General features: G+C 65.1%; 22 protein-coding genes. 8 read left to right on the top strand and 14 right to left on the bottom strand.

The genetic code is table 11. The features are described from left to right. Window positions 1–27 precede the first annotated feature (27 nt). From SM753_RS11030 to SM753_RS11020, 3 genes are all read left to right on the top strand, one after another. Window positions 28–1,440 (top strand): TIGR00341 family protein, encoded by a 1,413-nt coding sequence (locus SM753_RS11030; protein WP_323191635.1) that lies wholly within the window; start codon window positions 28–30, stop codon window positions 1,438–1,440. Window positions 1,441–1,538: 98 nt separating this feature from the next. Continuing rightward, on the top strand, window positions 1,539–2,927 hold the full coding sequence (locus tag SM753_RS11025; RefSeq protein WP_323191634.1) for a DUF389 domain-containing protein: 1,389 nt from the start codon (window positions 1,539–1,541) through the stop codon (window positions 2,925–2,927). 34 nt (window positions 2,928–2,961) lie between these two features. Continuing rightward, window positions 2,962–3,735, top strand: coding sequence for an SIMPL domain-containing protein (locus SM753_RS11020; RefSeq protein ID WP_323191633.1), 774 nt, complete (start codon window positions 2,962–2,964; stop codon window positions 3,733–3,735). On the opposite strand, the gene SM753_RS11015 is transcribed toward SM753_RS11020, so the two are convergent. Both SM753_RS11015 and SM753_RS11010 read right to left on the bottom strand, forming a co-directional pair. Further along, complete coding sequence (locus tag SM753_RS11015) at window positions 3,714–3,884, bottom strand: hypothetical protein (RefSeq protein ID WP_323191632.1); 171 nt, start codon at window positions 3,882–3,884, stop codon at window positions 3,714–3,716. The genes SM753_RS11020 and SM753_RS11015 overlap by 22 nt on opposite strands. Before the next feature lie 50 nt (window positions 3,885–3,934). Continuing rightward, window positions 3,935–4,945: an NOG1 family protein gene (locus SM753_RS11010; protein WP_323191631.1), complete on the bottom strand. Its 1,011-nt coding sequence runs from the start codon at window positions 4,943–4,945 to the stop codon at window positions 3,935–3,937. 196 nt (window positions 4,946–5,141) lie between these two features. On the opposite strand from SM753_RS11010, the gene SM753_RS11005 reads away from it, so the two are divergent. Next, window positions 5,142–5,543: a DUF5518 domain-containing protein gene (locus SM753_RS11005; protein WP_323191630.1), complete on the top strand. Its 402-nt coding sequence runs from the start codon at window positions 5,142–5,144 to the stop codon at window positions 5,541–5,543. Window positions 5,544–5,559: 16 nt separating this feature from the next. On the opposite strand, the gene hisE is transcribed toward SM753_RS11005, so the two are convergent. From hisE to SM753_RS10985, 4 genes are read right to left on the bottom strand one after another with little or no spacing between them, the layout of a single operon-like run. Next, window positions 5,560–5,859 (bottom strand): phosphoribosyl-ATP diphosphatase, encoded by a 300-nt coding sequence (hisE, locus tag SM753_RS11000; protein WP_135533811.1) that lies wholly within the window; start codon window positions 5,857–5,859, stop codon window positions 5,560–5,562. Then, entirely contained in the window at window positions 5,856–6,305 is a 450-nt protein-coding gene (locus tag SM753_RS10995) for a bifunctional nuclease family protein (RefSeq protein ID WP_135533812.1), read from the bottom strand. The genes hisE and SM753_RS10995 overlap by 4 nt, the downstream gene beginning before the upstream one ends. Window positions 6,306–6,340: 35 nt before the next feature. After that, entirely contained in the window at window positions 6,341–6,979 is a 639-nt protein-coding gene (gene pdxT / locus SM753_RS10990) for a pyridoxal 5'-phosphate synthase glutaminase subunit PdxT (protein ID WP_138796672.1), read from the bottom strand. Window positions 6,980–7,022: 43 nt separating this feature from the next. Further along, window positions 7,023–7,184: a preprotein translocase subunit Sec61beta gene (locus SM753_RS10985; RefSeq protein WP_135533814.1), complete on the bottom strand. Its 162-nt coding sequence runs from the start codon at window positions 7,182–7,184 to the stop codon at window positions 7,023–7,025. A 167-nt stretch (window positions 7,185–7,351) separates the two neighbouring features. Between SM753_RS10985 and SM753_RS10980 the strand changes: the two genes are divergently transcribed. Further along, window positions 7,352–7,621, top strand: coding sequence for a co-chaperone YbbN (locus SM753_RS10980; RefSeq protein ID WP_135533815.1), 270 nt, complete (start codon window positions 7,352–7,354; stop codon window positions 7,619–7,621). Between the two features lie 381 nt (window positions 7,622–8,002). Here the strand turns inward: SM753_RS10980 and npdG are convergent, their stop codons facing one another. From npdG to SM753_RS10960, 4 genes are read right to left on the bottom strand one after another with little or no spacing between them, the layout of a single operon-like run. Then, window positions 8,003–8,671: an NADPH-dependent F420 reductase gene (gene npdG / locus SM753_RS10975; protein WP_135533816.1), complete on the bottom strand. Its 669-nt coding sequence runs from the start codon at window positions 8,669–8,671 to the stop codon at window positions 8,003–8,005. A 39-nt stretch (window positions 8,672–8,710) separates the two neighbouring features. Further along, a complete protein-coding gene (locus SM753_RS10970; RefSeq protein ID WP_323191629.1) occupies window positions 8,711–9,271 on the bottom strand; it encodes a hypothetical protein in 561 nt (186 codons plus the stop codon). Continuing rightward, entirely contained in the window at window positions 9,271–9,651 is a 381-nt protein-coding gene (locus tag SM753_RS10965) for a hypothetical protein (RefSeq protein WP_323191628.1), read from the bottom strand. Before SM753_RS10965 ends, SM753_RS10970 begins: the two co-directional genes overlap by 1 nt. Before the next feature lie 32 nt (window positions 9,652–9,683). Then, a complete protein-coding gene (locus SM753_RS10960) occupies window positions 9,684–9,947 on the bottom strand; it encodes a hypothetical protein (RefSeq protein ID WP_323191627.1) in 264 nt (87 codons plus the stop codon). Window positions 9,948–10,116: 169 nt separating this feature from the next. Between SM753_RS10960 and SM753_RS10955 the strand changes: the two genes are divergently transcribed. Further along, complete coding sequence (locus tag SM753_RS10955) at window positions 10,117–10,539, top strand: hypothetical protein (protein ID WP_323191626.1); 423 nt, start codon at window positions 10,117–10,119, stop codon at window positions 10,537–10,539. Here the strand turns inward: SM753_RS10955 and SM753_RS10950 are convergent. Together SM753_RS10950 and SM753_RS10945 are read right to left on the bottom strand one after the other, a co-directional pair. Then, complete coding sequence (locus SM753_RS10950) at window positions 10,511–11,377, bottom strand: TIGR01548 family HAD-type hydrolase (RefSeq protein WP_323191625.1); 867 nt, start codon at window positions 11,375–11,377, stop codon at window positions 10,511–10,513. The genes SM753_RS10955 and SM753_RS10950 overlap by 29 nt on opposite strands. Before the next feature lie 37 nt (window positions 11,378–11,414). Next, the gene (locus SM753_RS10945; RefSeq protein ID WP_369335349.1) at window positions 11,415–11,825 is read right to left on the bottom strand and encodes a UPF0146 family protein; all 411 of its coding nucleotides are present in this window, start codon (window positions 11,823–11,825) and stop codon (window positions 11,415–11,417) included. A 40-nt stretch (window positions 11,826–11,865) separates the two neighbouring features. Between SM753_RS10945 and SM753_RS10940 the strand changes: the two genes are divergently transcribed. Both SM753_RS10940 and SM753_RS10935 read left to right on the top strand, forming a co-directional pair. Beyond that, a complete protein-coding gene (locus SM753_RS10940; RefSeq protein ID WP_135533822.1) occupies window positions 11,866–12,387 on the top strand; it encodes an archaemetzincin family Zn-dependent metalloprotease in 522 nt (173 codons plus the stop codon). A gap of 79 nt (window positions 12,388–12,466) precedes the next feature. Next, on the top strand, window positions 12,467–12,628 hold the full coding sequence (locus SM753_RS10935; RefSeq protein ID WP_323191624.1) for a UPF0058 family protein: 162 nt from the start codon (window positions 12,467–12,469) through the stop codon (window positions 12,626–12,628). A 103-nt stretch (window positions 12,629–12,731) separates the two neighbouring features. On the opposite strand, the gene SM753_RS10930 is transcribed toward SM753_RS10935, so the two are convergent. Together SM753_RS10930 and SM753_RS10925 are read right to left on the bottom strand one after the other, a co-directional pair. After that, the gene (locus tag SM753_RS10930) at window positions 12,732–14,546 is read right to left on the bottom strand and encodes a ribosome biogenesis/translation initiation ATPase RLI (protein ID WP_135533824.1); all 1,815 of its coding nucleotides are present in this window, start codon (window positions 14,544–14,546) and stop codon (window positions 12,732–12,734) included. A gap of 1 nt (window position 14,547) precedes the next feature. Continuing rightward, window positions 14,548–14,883, bottom strand: a complete 336-nt coding sequence (locus SM753_RS10925) for a hypothetical protein (RefSeq protein ID WP_323191623.1) — start codon at window positions 14,881–14,883, stop codon at window positions 14,548–14,550. Window positions 14,884–15,095 lie beyond the last annotated feature (212 nt).

Below are 15,095 nucleotides of genomic sequence, written 5' to 3'. Positions count from 1 at the left end.
TTGCCGACGGCCCCCAAAGCGGCGCACGTGCGTCTCGTAGAGGTCATGATCCCGGCGGGAAAGCGTGAGGCGGTTCTGAAAACCCTCGACGACGAGGGTATCGACTACGCCCTCACGGACGAAACGAGCGGCCGGGAGTACACCGCCGTCGTCTCGTTCCCGCTGCCGCGGAACGCGGTCGAACCGATACTGGAACGGCTCCGCGAGATCGGGATCGACGAGGACAGCTACACGATCGTAATCGACGCTCAGACAGTCATTTCGCGGCGGTTCGACGAACTGCAAGAGCAGTATAACGACACAAACGAATCGGACCAGCGGATCGCTCGCGAGGAGATACAGTCGGAAGCGGCGGACCTCATGCCGAACGTCCGGACCTATCTGACGCTGGCTATCGTAAGCGCCGTCGTCGCGACGGCGGGCCTGCTGCTCGATTCGCCGGCGGTGGTCGTCGGGTCGATGGTCATCGCGCCGGTGCTCGGCCCGGCGATGGCGACCAGCGTCGGGACCGTCATCAACGACAACGACCTGTTCCGACAGGGCGTGAAGTTCCAGGTCGTCGGATTCACAGCGGCGACTATCGCCGCGACGGTGTTCGCGTTGCTGGTCAAGTCGCTGTATCTGGTGCCGCCGGGGCTGGACGTCCTCGAACTCGGTCAGGTGCAGGGACGCCTCTCGCCGGACTTGCTCTCGCTCGCGGTGGCTCTCGGCGGCGGGATAGCCGGGGCGATGAGCCTCTCCGGCGGCGTCTCGGCGGCGCTCGTCGGCGTGATGATCGCCGCGGCACTCATCCCCCCCGTCGCTGCCGTCGGGATCGGTATCGCGTGGGGCCTCTCGGACGTCGTTCTCGGGGCCGGTGTACTGGTTCTCGTCAACCTCTTTTCCATCAACCTCGCGGCGCTCGTCGTGCTCTGGTACATGGGGTATCGTCCCGGGAAGTGGTTCGAGGCGGACGAGGCTCGGTCCAAGACGGTCCGGCGCATCGGGACGCTTCTCGTTGGCCTGCTCCTCCTGTCGGGCTTTCTGGCGGGCGTCACCCTCACGTCGTTCCAGACGGCGACCAGCGACCAAGCGGTCCGGGACGAGGTAAACGCCGTTCTCAGCGACGAGGAGTACGCGAATCTCTCTCTCATCGACGTCGAGATAACCCGCGAAGGCGGCCCGCTCGGGTCCCAAACGGACCAAGTGGTTATCACCGTCGGTCGCCCGAGCGACGAGAACCACCCGGAACTGGCCAGTCGGATCGTCGAACGCGTCAGGGACACGACCGGACAGAACGTCAGCGTTCAGGTGCAGTTGGTTACGGTCCAGACCGCGGGCGGGTCGTCCGAGCGAGTCGCCGACCCGGTCCGGGCCGCCGAGCGCTCTCCGTTCGCCCGAGCGCGCGGCAAACACGGCGGAGCGCACAGTTCTGCGGTCCCGGGGCAGACCGTAACGTGACCTTAGCCGGTTGTTCGGGGCGGTAACCGACTGCTTCCGCGACCCGGACGCACACAACGACCCCCGGTCCTTTTTCGACCGGGCGGCGTTGGCCTGCTGTGCGTCTCATCCAGATCCTCGTTTCCGACGAGCAACGTGACGCCGTCACCGCCGCGCTGGAGTCGGAAAACGTCGACTACGTCATCAGTCGTAACGAGAGCGACGCCGGCGGTTGGATCGTGGAGTTCCCGTTGCCCACGGACGCCGTCGGGACCATCCGGGACACGCTGGAGCAGGCCGGCTTCCCCGAAGACGGGTACACCGTCCTCGGCAACGCGGAGACTGCGACGACACCCCACTCCGAGGAACTGCAGGACCGGTTCGCCTCCGATTTCGACCCGCTGACGCGACCGGAACTCAAATCGAAGGCCCAGGACATGAGCCGGGACCCGACGTCGTTCGTGGCGATGATCTTCTTCAGCGCCATCATCGCGACTGCCGGTCTCCTCGTCGGGTCGCCGGCGGTGGTCGTCGGGTCGATGGTCATCGCCCCCATCGTCGGCCCGGTGCTGACGACCGGCGTCGGGGGGGTGACCGGCGACGAGAAGATGTTCCGGGAGAGCATCTGGCTCCAGGGGCTCGGCGTCGTCGTCGCTGTCGGCGGCGCGTTCCTGTTCGCCTGGTTGCTCAGGGCCGGCGGGTTCGTCCCGGCGGAACTCGACATCGCGTCGATCCAGCCGATCGCGCTCAGGATCTCCCCGAGCGTGTTCTCGGTGGTCGTCGGACTGGCGTCGGGTGCTGCCGCCGCGTTCGGCCTGACGACGAAGGGACCGACGTCGCTCATCGGCGTGATGATCGCCGCGGCGCTTATTCCGACGGCGGCGACCACCGGTATCGCCCTCGTCTGGGAGTACAACGTCATCGCCTTCGGGACGCTGTTTCTCCTCGTCGCCACGCTGATCGCGATCAACGTCGCCGTGTTCGTCACGCTCTGGGCGCTCGGCTACCAGCGTGTGCAGTGGCGGGCGTTCCTCTCGGGCGAGACGCGGCGGAAGACGGTTGCGCTCGGCCTGACCGCGGTCTTACTCATCGCAGTCGTCGGCGTGACGGCGGTCGGGACCGGCCAGCAGATCACGTTCCAGCGATCGGTCAATCAGGCGGCACACGACGTCGTCGATTCGGACCAGTACGACCGGGCCAGCATCGTCTCCGTCGGCGTCGAGTACACCGGTGTCAAACCGTTCAGCGCGCCGGAGAACGTTACGGTCAGCATCAGTCATCCACAGGGCACTGAGTATCCGGAACTGGCGAACGACCTGAAAGCGGCCATCGCCGAAGAGACGGGGGAGAACGTCACCGTTCACGTGCAGTTCCAGACGTACCAGACCTCGTCTACCGGCAACGTGACGAACGGCACGGATGACGATCAACCGTCGTCGGTGGCGGCGAGACCGACCGCGTCCACGACCCGAGGCTCGTGGCTCAAACACCCATTTCACCCTCCGTGAACTACTTTGTTAGGTGGGTCGCAGTAAAGATCGTATGACCCGAAAACGTCTCCTCGCGACGCTCGCAGTGGTGGCAATGCTCGTCACCGCGGGCTGTGCGGGGACGATCGGCAGTAGTAACGATGCCTCTCCGGAGGGAGATACGTCACCAGCAGCAAGCGCCCAACAGCAACAACAACAACCGGCGAAGTCGGTGAGCGTGTCCGCGAGCGGTGAGGTGACAGCGGACCCCGACCGAGCCGTGTTGGACATCGGCGTCGAGGCGAGCGCTGGCGACGCTGAGACCGTGCGTCAGCGGCTTTCCGAGAACGTCTCCGAGATGCGGGCGGCGCTCGAAGAGATCGGTATCACTGACGACCAGATAGAGACCAGCCGGTATATCATCCGGGAGGACCACGAATCGCGACGGTCCGAGGGTCCGACCAGATACATCGGCACCCACTCCTTCCAGATCGAGATCAACGACACGGACGCGGTCGGCACGGTCATCGAAACGGCCGTCAACAACGGCGGGACGAACGTCGGTCAGGTGTCGTTCACTCTCTCCGAGGAGACGCGTGACGAACTCCGAGAGGAAGCACTCTCGAACGCCATGGACAACGCGCGAAGCGACGCCGAGGTGCTGGCGGAGAACGCCGATCTGACGATCACGGGCGTCACGTCGGCCTCGACCGGTCACGTCGACGTTCGGCCGTACTACGCCGAGGCACAGACCGCGGCGAGCGGCGACGCTTCGACGAGCATCGAGTCCGGGCCCGTCAGCGTCAGCGCGCAGGTCCAGGTGACCTACAACGCGACGGACGCCTGATAGGGACTGTTGTCGGCCAGTCCGGTAGTTCCCATGTCGGGCCGGTGAAACCCGGCACAAAGCTGCAACGATCCCAGCGAGGGATCGTGGACCGCCTCGGAGTCAAGTAGTTCGAGACTCTCGTCATCACGGAAGACTTCGTCTTCCATACGACCCCGAAGCACTCGCCTTGTTCGTCTGTAGAAGTAACCGACCGGCGCTACTCGTCGAACGGTAGTTCTAGTTCGTAACCGATCTCCTCGACGGCGGCGTCGAGGACGCCGTCTACGTTCTCGCCGTCTGCGACGCTCATGTAGTAGTCCGCGTCGACGTCACGCGAACGGTCGGACTTGTTACACACAGTGAGAACGGGGACGTCCTCGAACTGCGCTTCGACCGCGTTTCTGAGTTCCAGTTGGACGTCAAGCGGATAGCCGCAGTCGAGGCTCGCATCGACGAGAAAGAGGACGCAGTCCGCGAGGTGTTCCAGTGCGCTGACCGCCTGTGACTCGATATCGTTCCGGTCCTCCGGCGGTCGGTCGAGGAGCCCCGGAGTGTCGACTATCTGATAGCGGATGTGGTCCCGGTCGAAGTGGCCAACGCCGATTCCTCTCGTCGTGAACGGGTACGACGCCGTCTCGCCGCGGGCGTTTGTCACCTCGTTGACGAACGACGATTTCCCGACGTTGGGGTAGCCCGCGACGACGATAGTGGGGGCGTCGGGGTCGATGTCCGGAAGCTTCCGCAACTGTTCGCGCGCTTCGTTGAGGCGAATCAGGTCGTCCTCGACTTCCTCGACCACGTCGGCGAGGCGGGCGAACGCTTGCTTTCGCACCTTTCGAGCCGTGTCTACGTCGCCGCGCATACGGCCCTGATACTCCTCGCGGAGTTCGTCGGTCTTGCGGCTCGCCCAGGTAACCTCGGAGAGGCTCTTACGGAGTTCGTCGACGCCGGAAGGCGCGTCAGCGTCTCCCGCGGCATCCGAGTGCGACTCGGAGGCATCCACCATCGCGTCGGCGAGTTCGTAGTAGAACGGGTCGATGTCCTCGAAGTCCGGCCACGCGGTCACCACGTTTTCCAAGTTGTCCGAAAGGATATTCGCCGCCGTCTGAAGCATCGACTGCTGGGCCTGGAATCCGCTCTTGGCCCGCCCCGACCGCGACGCCCGCGAAAACGCCTTGTCGATAAGTTCCTCCGACGTGGGCGTCGTCGGAAGGTCCTCGAAAATCATGGGTGTGAATACGTCTCCGGAGCGTAAAAGCGCGCGGATTCACGCGTCTGAGCGGCGGCGGAGTGGGTCGGCTGTCTACCTATCGGGTCTGAACCACTCGTGCGCGGGACGAACGGCGTTCGCGTCGCGCGGTTCTCGCCCTTGACGGAGCCGTAGCGCCGAGAAGGCTTTATTCGTGAACCGCCTACGTCCAGACATGAACTGGCGCGCAGTCATAACCGGGTTTCTGGTCGAGATCGTTGCCGGACTGTTCGCGTTGGCTGCTCCCGGAGTCGGCCACGCGGCCGCCGGCCTGATCGGCGGGTTCATCGCCGGCTACATGGCCGGTGGGGGGCTGCTCAGCGGCGCGTGGCACGGCCTGCTCGCCGGGTCGCTCGGCGGCATCGTTCTGGCGATCACGTTCGGGTTCGGCGCGACCGTCGTCGGCACCATCGGCCTCGGGCCGCTCGGGCCGTTCGTCGGCGGCGCGGTCTTTTTCGTCGCCCTTGCCATCGCCGTGCTGATGGCGCTGGATAGCGCGCTGGCCGGGGCGATCGGTGGGGTACTCGGGGACTCAGGTGCGAAGAACGAACGCATCCGCGCCGACCGACGCTACTGAGTCCAGCGACTCTCCGTCACCGCCGTTCGGCCAGTTCCGCACGCAGGTCCTCGATGTCCATCCCTTTCATCGACAGCAGGACGAGCAGGTGATAGACGATGTCGGCGCTCTCGTGGGCTATTTCATCGTAGTCGTCGTCTTTCGCGGCGAGTACCAGTTCCGTCGACTCCTCGCCGAGTTTCTCCAGCACCTCGTTTTCTCCTTTCTCGCTGGTGAACAGCGAGGCGGTGTAGGAGTCCTCCGGCAGCGTCTCCTTGCGGTCCTCGATGACGGCGAACAGGTCGTCCAGTATCTCCGCGGTGCTCTCTTGGGTCATGCGAGGTCTGCCACCTCCCGGATGTCGTCGAGCGCGTCGAACTCATCCCGCGGTTGCCGTCCGCTCTCGAAGACGGACTCGTCGACCTCGACGGGGGTGTTCGTCCGCGCAGCGAGCGCCAGCGAATCGCTTGGACGGGCGTCGATGATTGCCTCGTCGCGGGGGGTCTCGACGTGCAGATCGGCGATATACGTGCCGTCTTCGACGCCGCTGACGACGACTTCGGTCACCCGCCCGCCGAGTTCCTCGATCACGTCGAGCAGGAGGTCGTGAGTCAGCGGTCGCCCGATGTCCTCGGCGTCTAAGCCCCGCGCGATGCTCGCCGCCTCGTCGAACCCGATGAAGATAGGGAGAACGTCCGATTCCTCCTCGACGGCGAGGACGGCAACGGGAACGGGGCCGTCGGGCGTCCCGGCGACGCGTACCGCGTCGATAGTCGCGTCCATACACGAACCTCGGACCCCAGGGAGAAAAGTCTCCCCTACTGGGTCGCCGGCGTCTCGGCGAAGAAGGCGAGTTCGTGGATCCTGTCGTCGTCGGTCAGTTCCGGATGGAACGAAGTCCCGATGACGGGGCCGTCGCGGACGGCGACGGGGCGGCCGTCCCACTCGGCGAGGACCGCTACACCAGCCGATTCGCCGCCCGTCTCCGAGTCACGGCCGGAGTCCCCGCCGACCTCGCTGATAACCGGCGCGCGGATGAACACGCCCGGGAACGGGTCGTCGAGACCGTCCACGTCGAGCGGGGCCTCGAAGCTGTCTTTCTGACGGCCGAACGCGTTGCGTTCGACGGTAACGTCGATCAGGTCGAGCGTTTCAACGCGCTCGTCACCGGCGTCTCGCGAGGCGACGATGAGCCCCGCACACGTCGCCAGGACCGGTTTGCCGTCGTCGACGTGGTCGACTATCTCGGCGGCTATCCCCTCGTCGTGGAGCAGGCGCGAGATGGTCGTCGACTCCCCGCCCGGCATGAGGAGGGCGTCGCAGTCGGGAACTATCCCGGCGTCACGTATCTCCACCACCTCGGCGGTCCGGCCGCGGCGCTCGGCGGCGTGTTCGATCGCAGCGGCGTGTTCGCTCACGTCGCCCTGTACGGCGACGACTCCGGCTGTAAAGGTCATTGCGCCTACTACGTACTGCGGCTAAAAAACCCGCACGGACTCGTTATCCGATGAGAGACAGGACCTGAATCAGGACGCCGAACAGTACGCCGAAGGCGACGACTGTTTTCGGGTTGATGGTGATCGCGTTTCGGTCTTCCGCGTCGAAGTAGCGGACTAGTCCCGCACTGGACATTAGCCCGCCGCTGTTTTCGCCGCTGCTCATGTTCGAGTAGTCCGCAATGGGACAGGGTAAACCTTTCGCACCGGTACCGCCACTACTGTCAGGTAGATATCGGTCAGCAACCGAGTGCGTCCAACTGATTGTGCCACGGTTGTACAAGAGTGGGAAACCCTTATGCGCGACGCGCGGGTATTTCCGCCGAGCGCAGTATGACTGTAACACTGAAGGATTTCCATGCAGACTGGTGTGGTCCGTGCAAGACGCAGGACCCGATCCTCGAAGAACTTGAAGAAGATTGGGAGGACCGCTTCGAGGTCGAGAAGATAAACGTCGACGAGAACCAGGATGTGGCCAACGAGTACCAGGTCCGTTCCCTGCCGACACTCATCGTCGAAAACGACGACGGAATCGTCGAACGATTCGTCGGCGTTACCCAGCGCGACGACATCGAAACCGCACTGGAGAACGCCGGGGCCTAGAACGACGACCTTTTTCGGGTGGGGTGTCCTCGCCCCGAAGGCGCTGCGGGCACTCTCCCGGTAAAAAGCTCGGCCAAAAAGGCCGCAGCCTTTCCGTTCGATTACGGACTCTCCGCTATCAGAGTGAGCAGAGACTCGTCAGAGAGACTCTCTGACGGTGAAACGGCGGCTTCCCGGTGTGTGTTACTACCCGCCACACAGCCGGCCGGCCGCGCTGGCGTTTTATCGCCAGCGTGCGGGGAAAGGCAGGCACTCGAAGCGTGCGCTGACGGCCGTCAGCGCCGCGCAAACTAGCTGCCTGGACCGACGCGCTCTCCGCTCGCGCGTCGTGGAGGACAGTGAAAGGGCGCAGCGAGACCCGCCAGGGTCGAGCAAGGGCTTTCAGTGGAACGTTGTCCCCACGTCGTGCATGCCCTCGTTGTACCGGGCGATGTTGATGACCAACGGCGTCACGCTCTCGACTTCGGCCGCGTTTGCGATGGGCCCGGCGTCCAAGGCGCGGAGGCCGTCTATCTGCTCGGCGATCATCGTCACCGTCTCCTTCGCGTCGTCGTCGTCGCCGACGACGAGAGTGTCGACGTCGAGGTCGATGTCGAGGTTGGCGAGGCGGTCGGCGGCGAGGTTGTGGAACGCACCGACGACGGACACGGAATCGGGCGCGGCGGCGGCGGCGACGGCCGTCACGCTCCCCGCGCCGGGGCGATGATAGTGCATGCCGTCTTCGTCGCTTTTCATGCCGACCGCGGGCGTGACGAGGACGGCGTCGTCGTCGAGCCTGTCGGCCACGTCCTCGATGGTGTCGGAGACGTGATAGGGCGGAACGGCCACGACGACCACGTCCGAGCGGTCGGCGGCCATGCCGTTTTCGAAGCCCTTGACGTCGGGGTCGACGCCGCGGCTGTCGAGTTCCGTCTCGTACTCCTCGGCTTTGGTGCGTGCCTTCTCGGGGTCGCGCGACCCGATCAGTATCTCGTGGGCAGTGTCGTACGCCAGACGGAGCGCCAGTCCCTGACCGATATCGCCGGTACCGCCGAGTAGAGCGATTCGCATACCCGTTGGTTAGCCCCTCGGAGATTAAGCGTTGGGTGTTCAGGCGGCGACGCGCATTCTACCGGCCAACGCGACAGCAAAGCCGACGGCTTGCGCGGCGAGGAACGCGACGGCCACAGCGTTCTCAGCGATCGACACGTCGAGCAACAGAGCGGCGCTCGCCCCAACGACGAGCGTAGCCAGCCAGCCGCCGATCAGTCTGTCGAACGTGCCGCTGTCGACTCCGAGGCGGTCGGCACCGCCGTAGAACGCGAGCCAGGCCGCGACGGGCGAGAACGAAGCGACGGTCGCGGGTAAGAAGATATCGTACGGGAGAACGACGAGACGGTCGACCGCGGCGAGCGTCGGCAGGAACCCCCAGGGGAGATACAGAACCACCAGCCAGAAGAACGTTCCCGCGCCGTCGGAAGCAGCGCCGAGGCGCTCGTACCCGCCGTTGTCGAGCCAGGTCGACAAGCGCCACAGCGCGACGAACGCCAGAGCGGCGAAGGCGACAGCCGGTGTGCCCGTGGTCCCGATGCGGTCCACGACGGGCGAGGAAAAGACCGCGACGAGGTAGGCGCCGCTCGCGAACGTCGAAAGCCAGCCCCAGTCCGCCATCAGGACACGTCCTCCCGAATGCGGTCGTATCCGCCGTAGTACGCCAGCCACGTCGCGAACAGGAACACGATCGCGATTCCGACACCTCGGAGAGCGAGCGTCACCGACCCCCCGGGTGCAACGGCGTCCATGACCCAGAACAGCGGCATGGCGAGAACGATGGTTCCCCAGAACAGCGTCAGGCGACCGGGCTGGTCGCTGTCGGGACCGATAGAGCGGTCGAGTACCCGAGAGACTATCGGCAGGCCGATGAGGAAGGCAACGGCGGCGACCAGCAGGAAGGAGGCGGGATCGGCCGCGACGGAGCCCCCAACGACCACTCCGACGAGAGCTGAGAGGCCGACCGTCCAGGCGCGATGTTCGAGCGTAGCGCGGTCCATACCGGCCACTCGGTCCGCGGCCGGGATAAGTGTCAGGGAGCGTCTTCGTCCTCGGGGTTCATCGCGGCACCGTCGGGAGCGCCGCCGTCGTACGCGTCGCGCTCGGAGCGTTCCCGCAACCGCTGGGACACCGCCGTCGCCAGGGCATCGAGGCGGTCCTCGTCGACGTCCGCCGCACCGCGCAAGTCGTCGATATCGTCCTGAGCGTCGGCGAGCAGACGGGCCGCCTCGTCGTCCGTCACACCGGTCGCGCGCTCCAGTTTCGACTGCACCGCGTCGAGGTCGGGATCTGTCACGGGCGACCTGCCACGGCGAGAGGGAAAAGCGCTCGGTCGAGCGGCTTTCATAGGGACTGTTGTAACTGATTCACGGTATTCTCCGACCCCGTGGCGGCGAACTACCGAGCTAACTCACAACAGTCTCTATCAGGCTGGCCGTGGTACGGCGTTCGAGGCGGGAGTACATATGAAAGGATTCGCTGCGGGCGTCGTCGCGACAGTCTGGAAGACAGCCGCCGCGATCACCGGCCGGCGACAGGGACTGACTGCGCTCCCGACGCCGTTTCCGCGGGCGCTGACCGAACGGCTCGTCGGCGAGGACGCACCGGAGGGACCGAAGTTACTGGCGGCCACCGTCTCGCACCTCGGTTACGGCGGGACGATGGGCGTGGCGTTCGCGCTCCTCCAGCCGCGCGGCGGGGCCGTCCGCGGCGCTGCCTGGGGGGCGTTTCTGTGGGTGATACAACAGACCGTCTTCTTCCCGTTCGTCGGCTGGGGGCCGTTCGGCCGGGACCTGTCCCGAGAAGCGTCCCTGGAGACGCTGTGGCACCATCTGGTCTACGGTCTCGTCCTCGGCGTCCTCATCCGAGATGGTCCGGAAGATCGTTGACGGAGTCGACGACGGCCGACGCGCCCGCTTTCTCGTACTTCTCTCGTCCCTCTTCCCCGGTGAGACCGCCGGTGAGGACGCCGACGCCGCGGTAGTCGCGGGACGGGTCCGTTTCGGCCGCGTTGACCGCCGTCCGCACGTCGTCTAACGTGTCGCCGACGAAGACGACGGTCCCCGCGTCGAAGCGCTCGGCGAGAGTGACGAGCGCGTGCGGGTCAGGTTTGCCCGCCTCCCAGTCGTCCATCGTGAACCGATGCGGGGCGGGGACGTCCAGACCGACGCGTTCCAGCGCGATGCTTGCCTCCGCTTCCGGCCGTCCGGTGAGCACCCCCACGTCGTAGCGGTCGGTGAGCGCGGCTATCGTCGACTCGTCGGCGATGACCGGCTCGTCGTGAATGAACCCGTCCGTCTCGGTGTCGGGGTCGCCGCCCTCGATAGCGCGGTAGAGGTCGGCACCGAGATAGAGCTGCTGGAACACCTCGCGGAGTCGCTCGCGGTCCCACGCCTCGCGGACGCGTTCGGTCGCGTTCGCGCCGAGCGCGTCGGTGATGACCGCCTCCGCGGCGTCGACGCCACCGCCGCGGGCCGCGATAGCGTCGGTGTACGCTCCGATGCTCTCGCCGTACCCTTCCCCGGCGGCGAGGACGTACAGCGCGGCGGCGTCGGTGAGTTCCCAGTCGTTGTTGAACCCGCCGGCGTCCTTGAACTGCTGAATGTCTGCCTTGCGGATCGTGCGGTCGTAGACGCGATCGATCGACTCGACGATCGCGCGGCGGTACGAGTCCTCCACGTCGACGAGGACGCCGTCGACATCCAGAACGACTGCGTCGGCGTTCATATCCGAGCGGAGGCGGGACTGGGATAAGGGCGTGTCGTTACGGCGGAGCGCCCGGGCCGGTCCCCCGCGCACGGTACAGCGTGTCGCCGGGCACCGTCTCCCTGTCGACGGGAACCGACGGCGGGTCGCCGCCCAGAGTGGTAAAGAACAAGGCGGCGTCGGCCGCGTCGGCGACATCGCGGAGCGGCCGGTGGAGTTCCGGCGGCGCGTTCAGCGCGTAGACCGCGTCGGCATCGGCGTAAACGGTCGGGTCCGGATCGGTCACGTCGTCCACGACGAAGGAGACGCAGTCGGGGACAGAACGATCGCGGACATCCGTCGCGGTGACGGTAACGCCGCGGTCGGCGAGCGTTCGCGCCACGTCGGTTCGCCGGCCGATTCCGACTTCCACGACGCGTTCGTATCGAGCGAGGCGGTCGGCGAGCGCGTCGGTCGAAGGGCGGGACACAGGCGGGATGTTTATTGCCGGCGCGCCCTAATTACTGTGCATGCTCGTTGACATCGTGCCGGTCGGGGAAGTGCCCGCCAGGGTCAAACGGCAGGCGTCCGCCGGGCTGCGGAGCGTCTACGACTGCGAAGTTACTGTCCAGCAGTCGCAATCTATCCCCAACGGCGCGTACGACAGCAACCGCAACCAGTACGGCGCGGAGGAGTTCATCAAACTTGCCAGCCGCGTCGGAAGCGGCGAGAAGAACATCGCCGTCACGACGAAGGACCTCTTCTACCGGCGTCGAAACTACGTCTTCGGCCTCGCCTATCTCGACGGCAACGGCAGCGTCGTTTCGACGTATCGTCTCCAGACATCCAGCGACGGCGGCTTCTCGAACAAGGACGCCGGTGAGATATTCGGCGACCGCGTTCGCAAGGAGATCGTCCACGAGGTCGGCCACACGCTCGGTCTGGAACACTGCGACAACAAGCGCTGCGTCATGAACTTCTCGCCGACCGTCCGGGAAGTCGACGTGAAAGAGCAGACGCTGTGTGGCTCCTGTCAGCGGCAGGTTCTCTGACGCCGTCGCGGTTTGTACCTGCGATCTCGGCAGAGATGTCCCACCTCGTTTTCCTCCTCGAATCCCTAACTTGGACACCTTGCGAAAGACCGAACTGATCCATCTCCACTCGCACCTTCGACTCCGCCGGGTGCGATACGCGGCAGAAATAGACGACGAGACGTTCGAGGAGTACGAGTCGCTGGGCGTCAGTCCGACGCACGTCCACCGGCCGAAGGCGACCACAGGGAAGCCGTGCTGACGCTGTCGTCACAGCTAACGAACTCTCGAAAAACGGGAAGTACAGTTGCGACGACCGACAGCCGGAACCGGCGTCTGCGAACTGACAGCGTCCGCGACGGACCTCAGGGCGCGTAGTAGTACTCGCCCTTGTCTTTCTGCTCGCTGTCGAGTTGACTGCCGGGCTTGTTGATCCGCGGACGGCCGACGCGCTCGTCGCGTCGGAAGGTGATCTCCAGATTCGCGAGGAAGTCGTTCATTCCAGAACGCATGTCCTGCGGTTTCCCGGCGCGGCCGCGCTCGGCGGGTTCGCCGTCGAACACCATCAGGCGGTCCGCCAGCAGGTCGATCATGTAGATGTCGTGGTCGATGACCAGCACCGTCGCGTCCTGGCTCTCGGCGTACCGCCGGATCGCGCGGGTCGCCTGGACGCGCTGTTCGACGTCCAGGTGAGCGCTCGGTTCGTCGAGCAGGTAGATGTCGGCGTCTTCGGACAGACACGCCGCGATAGCGACCCGCTGGCGCTCGCCGCCGGAGAGGTCGTTCAGGTTCTGCTCCATGATCCGCTCTAGCTGGAGCGGTTGGGCTATCTCGGTGTTCCAGTACGACGAGCCGAACTGGTCGGTGATAGAGGAGAGGAACGCGTCGACCCGCATCGGCTGGTCGATCTCGATGTACTGGGGCTTGTAGGAGATATCGAGCGCGAAATCGACATCGCCCTCGTCAGGCTGGAGGTCGCCGGTGAGCATCTGGGCGAACGTCGACTTCCCGATACCGTTCGGGCCGACGATGCCGAGAACCTCGTTCTCGCGGACCTCTCCGCCCTCGACGTCGAGCGAGAACTCGCCCTCGCCGTAGCTCATCGAGAGGTCCGGATACTCGACGAGCGTGTCGGCGGACGAGACAGGTCGCGGAGCGTGCTGCTCGAACTCGATGGCCTCCGGCCGGATACGCATGTTCTCGTTGTCGAGATAGCCGGCGAGATACTCGTTGATGCCGTTGCGGACGGATTTAGGCGACGTGATGACACCGTACGCGCCGGGTTCACCGTACGCGACGTGGAGGTTGTCGGCCAGCAGGTCGAGAATCGCGAGGTCGTGTTCGACGACGAGCATCGACTTGTCGCCCTCCTCGGCGAGTTCCTGGATCAGGCGGGCGACGGTGACGCGCTGGCCGATGTCGAGATAGGGCGTGATCTCGTCGAGGAAGTAGAAGTCGGCTTCCCGCGCGAGACAGGCCGTGATAGCGACTCGCTGGAGTTCGCCGCCGGAGAGGTTGTCGATGTTCTGGTCCATCACGGGGCGGATCGAGAGACGGTCGATCAGGTAGTCGAGGTCGCCGCGTTCGTCGGTCTGTTCGAGCAGTTCGCGCGTGTTGCCGTCGAACTGGCCGGGGATCTGGTCGACGTACTGGGGCTTTCGCGCGACGGTGACGTCGCCGTCTCTGACGGACGCGATGTAATCCTGAAGTTCGGTTCCGCGGTACGCGTCCAGAGCGTCGTCCCAGTCCGGTTCCGTTTCGTGCTGGCCGAGGTTGGGAACGAGTTCGCCGGCGAGGATGCGGACGGCCGTCGTCTTCCCGATGCCGTTCGGCCCCAGAATACCCGTCACTTGGCCTTCCTGCGGGACGGGCAGGCCGTACAGCGAGAAGGCGTTCTCGCCGTAGCGGTGAGCCGGGTCGTCCTGAAGCTCCTGGGGCAAGTTGATGATCTCGATAGCGTCGAACGGGCACTTCTCGACGCAGATACCGCAGGTTTCGCCCAGGCAGATCTCTTCGCTGATGTGTATCTGGTCGGGGTCGCCCTCGCGGGTGTCTTCGCCCCGCAGCGTGATGCACTCTTTCCCGGTGCGGTTCGGCGGACAGAAGTTCTTACACTCGTAGTTGCACCGGTCGGGCTGACATCTGTCGAGGTCGACGACGGCGATACTGTCGCTCGCCATGTTAGAACGAGATCCCGAATCCGGTTTCGAGCATGATTCCCCACGTCACGAACCAGAGGGCAAACGTCATGAAGGCGATGAAGAGGTAGTCCTTTATTCCGGGACCCTCCTCGCCGTACGCCCCTATGGCCCGGTAGAGAGGGATCTGTACGAGGACGACCACGAGGACGATGGCCTGTGCGGGTTGGTGCATAGCCGCGTCCGCCGGGGCCATGTCTGCCGTCATCGCGGAAGAGACCAGCGCCGCCGCGATCCCGCCGATGGACGCGAGCGACGTGACCGTGATAGAACGGAGATGAGAATCCATCCCCTCAGATTCGGCTTGTTCGGTCGCCATACGAAACGGTCGGGGACCCGCGGTGAAAAACAGTTCGCTTGCGGGCGCTCGACGGACGTCACCACCGGGCAACGACAGAGCTCCACCGGGCAACGGCAGAGCTCCACCGGGCAACGGCAGATCTGACTAACTGTCCTGCGGATAAACAGCTCCAAACGGCACCGACGTTCCGACAGATAGTACTGTCTCGATAACCGGGAAACCGTGTGATC

It is taken from the genome of Halostella sp. PRR32 (assembly GCF_034808085.1).
Taxonomy (GTDB): Archaea; Halobacteriota; Halobacteria; order Halobacteriales; family Natronoarchaeaceae; genus Halostella; species Halostella pelagica.
The sequence above is the reverse complement of the archived record's forward strand: the minus strand, read 5'-3'. Positions and strand labels throughout refer to the sequence as shown.

What these genes read in the sequence shown, in the direction of transcription:
- SM753_RS10950 (WP_323191625.1), bottom strand. Translation starts at nt 11,377, where the DNA reads ATGAACGCCGACGCAGTCGTTCTGGATGTCGACGGCGTCCTCGTCGAC.
- SM753_RS10940 (WP_135533822.1), top strand. Translation starts at nt 11,866, where the DNA reads ATGCTCGTTGACATCGTGCCGGTCGGGGAAGTGCCCGCCAGGGTCAAA.
- SM753_RS10930 (WP_135533824.1), bottom strand. Translation starts at nt 14,546, where the DNA reads ATGGCGAGCGACAGTATCGCCGTCGTCGACCTCGACAGATGTCAGCCC.
- SM753_RS10965 (WP_323191628.1), bottom strand. Translation starts at nt 9,651, where the DNA reads ATGGACCGCGCTACGCTCGAACATCGCGCCTGGACGGTCGGCCTCTCA.
- npdG (WP_135533816.1), bottom strand. Translation starts at nt 8,671, where the DNA reads ATGCGAATCGCTCTACTCGGCGGTACCGGCGATATCGGTCAGGGACTG.
- SM753_RS11005 (WP_323191630.1), top strand. Translation starts at nt 5,142, where the DNA reads ATGAACTGGCGCGCAGTCATAACCGGGTTTCTGGTCGAGATCGTTGCC.
- SM753_RS10985 (WP_135533814.1), bottom strand. Translation starts at nt 7,184, where the DNA reads ATGAGCAGCGGCGAAAACAGCGGCGGGCTAATGTCCAGTGCGGGACTA.
- SM753_RS10980 (WP_135533815.1), top strand. Translation starts at nt 7,352, where the DNA reads ATGACTGTAACACTGAAGGATTTCCATGCAGACTGGTGTGGTCCGTGC.
- SM753_RS10970 (WP_323191629.1), bottom strand. Translation starts at nt 9,271, where the DNA reads ATGGCGGACTGGGGCTGGCTTTCGACGTTCGCGAGCGGCGCCTACCTC.
- SM753_RS11015 (WP_323191632.1), bottom strand. Translation starts at nt 3,884, where the DNA reads ATGGAAGACGAAGTCTTCCGTGATGACGAGAGTCTCGAACTACTTGAC.
- SM753_RS11020 (WP_323191633.1), top strand. Translation starts at nt 2,962, where the DNA reads ATGACCCGAAAACGTCTCCTCGCGACGCTCGCAGTGGTGGCAATGCTC.
- SM753_RS11010 (WP_323191631.1), bottom strand. Translation starts at nt 4,945, where the DNA reads ATGATTTTCGAGGACCTTCCGACGACGCCCACGTCGGAGGAACTTATC.
- SM753_RS10955 (WP_323191626.1), top strand. Translation starts at nt 10,117, where the DNA reads ATGAAAGGATTCGCTGCGGGCGTCGTCGCGACAGTCTGGAAGACAGCC.
- SM753_RS10925 (WP_323191623.1), bottom strand. Translation starts at nt 14,883, where the DNA reads ATGGCGACCGAACAAGCCGAATCTGAGGGGATGGATTCTCATCTCCGT.
- pdxT (WP_138796672.1), bottom strand. Translation starts at nt 6,979, where the DNA reads ATGACCTTTACAGCCGGAGTCGTCGCCGTACAGGGCGACGTGAGCGAA.
- SM753_RS10995 (WP_135533812.1), bottom strand. Translation starts at nt 6,305, where the DNA reads ATGGACGCGACTATCGACGCGGTACGCGTCGCCGGGACGCCCGACGGC.
- hisE (WP_135533811.1), bottom strand. Translation starts at nt 5,859, where the DNA reads ATGACCCAAGAGAGCACCGCGGAGATACTGGACGACCTGTTCGCCGTC.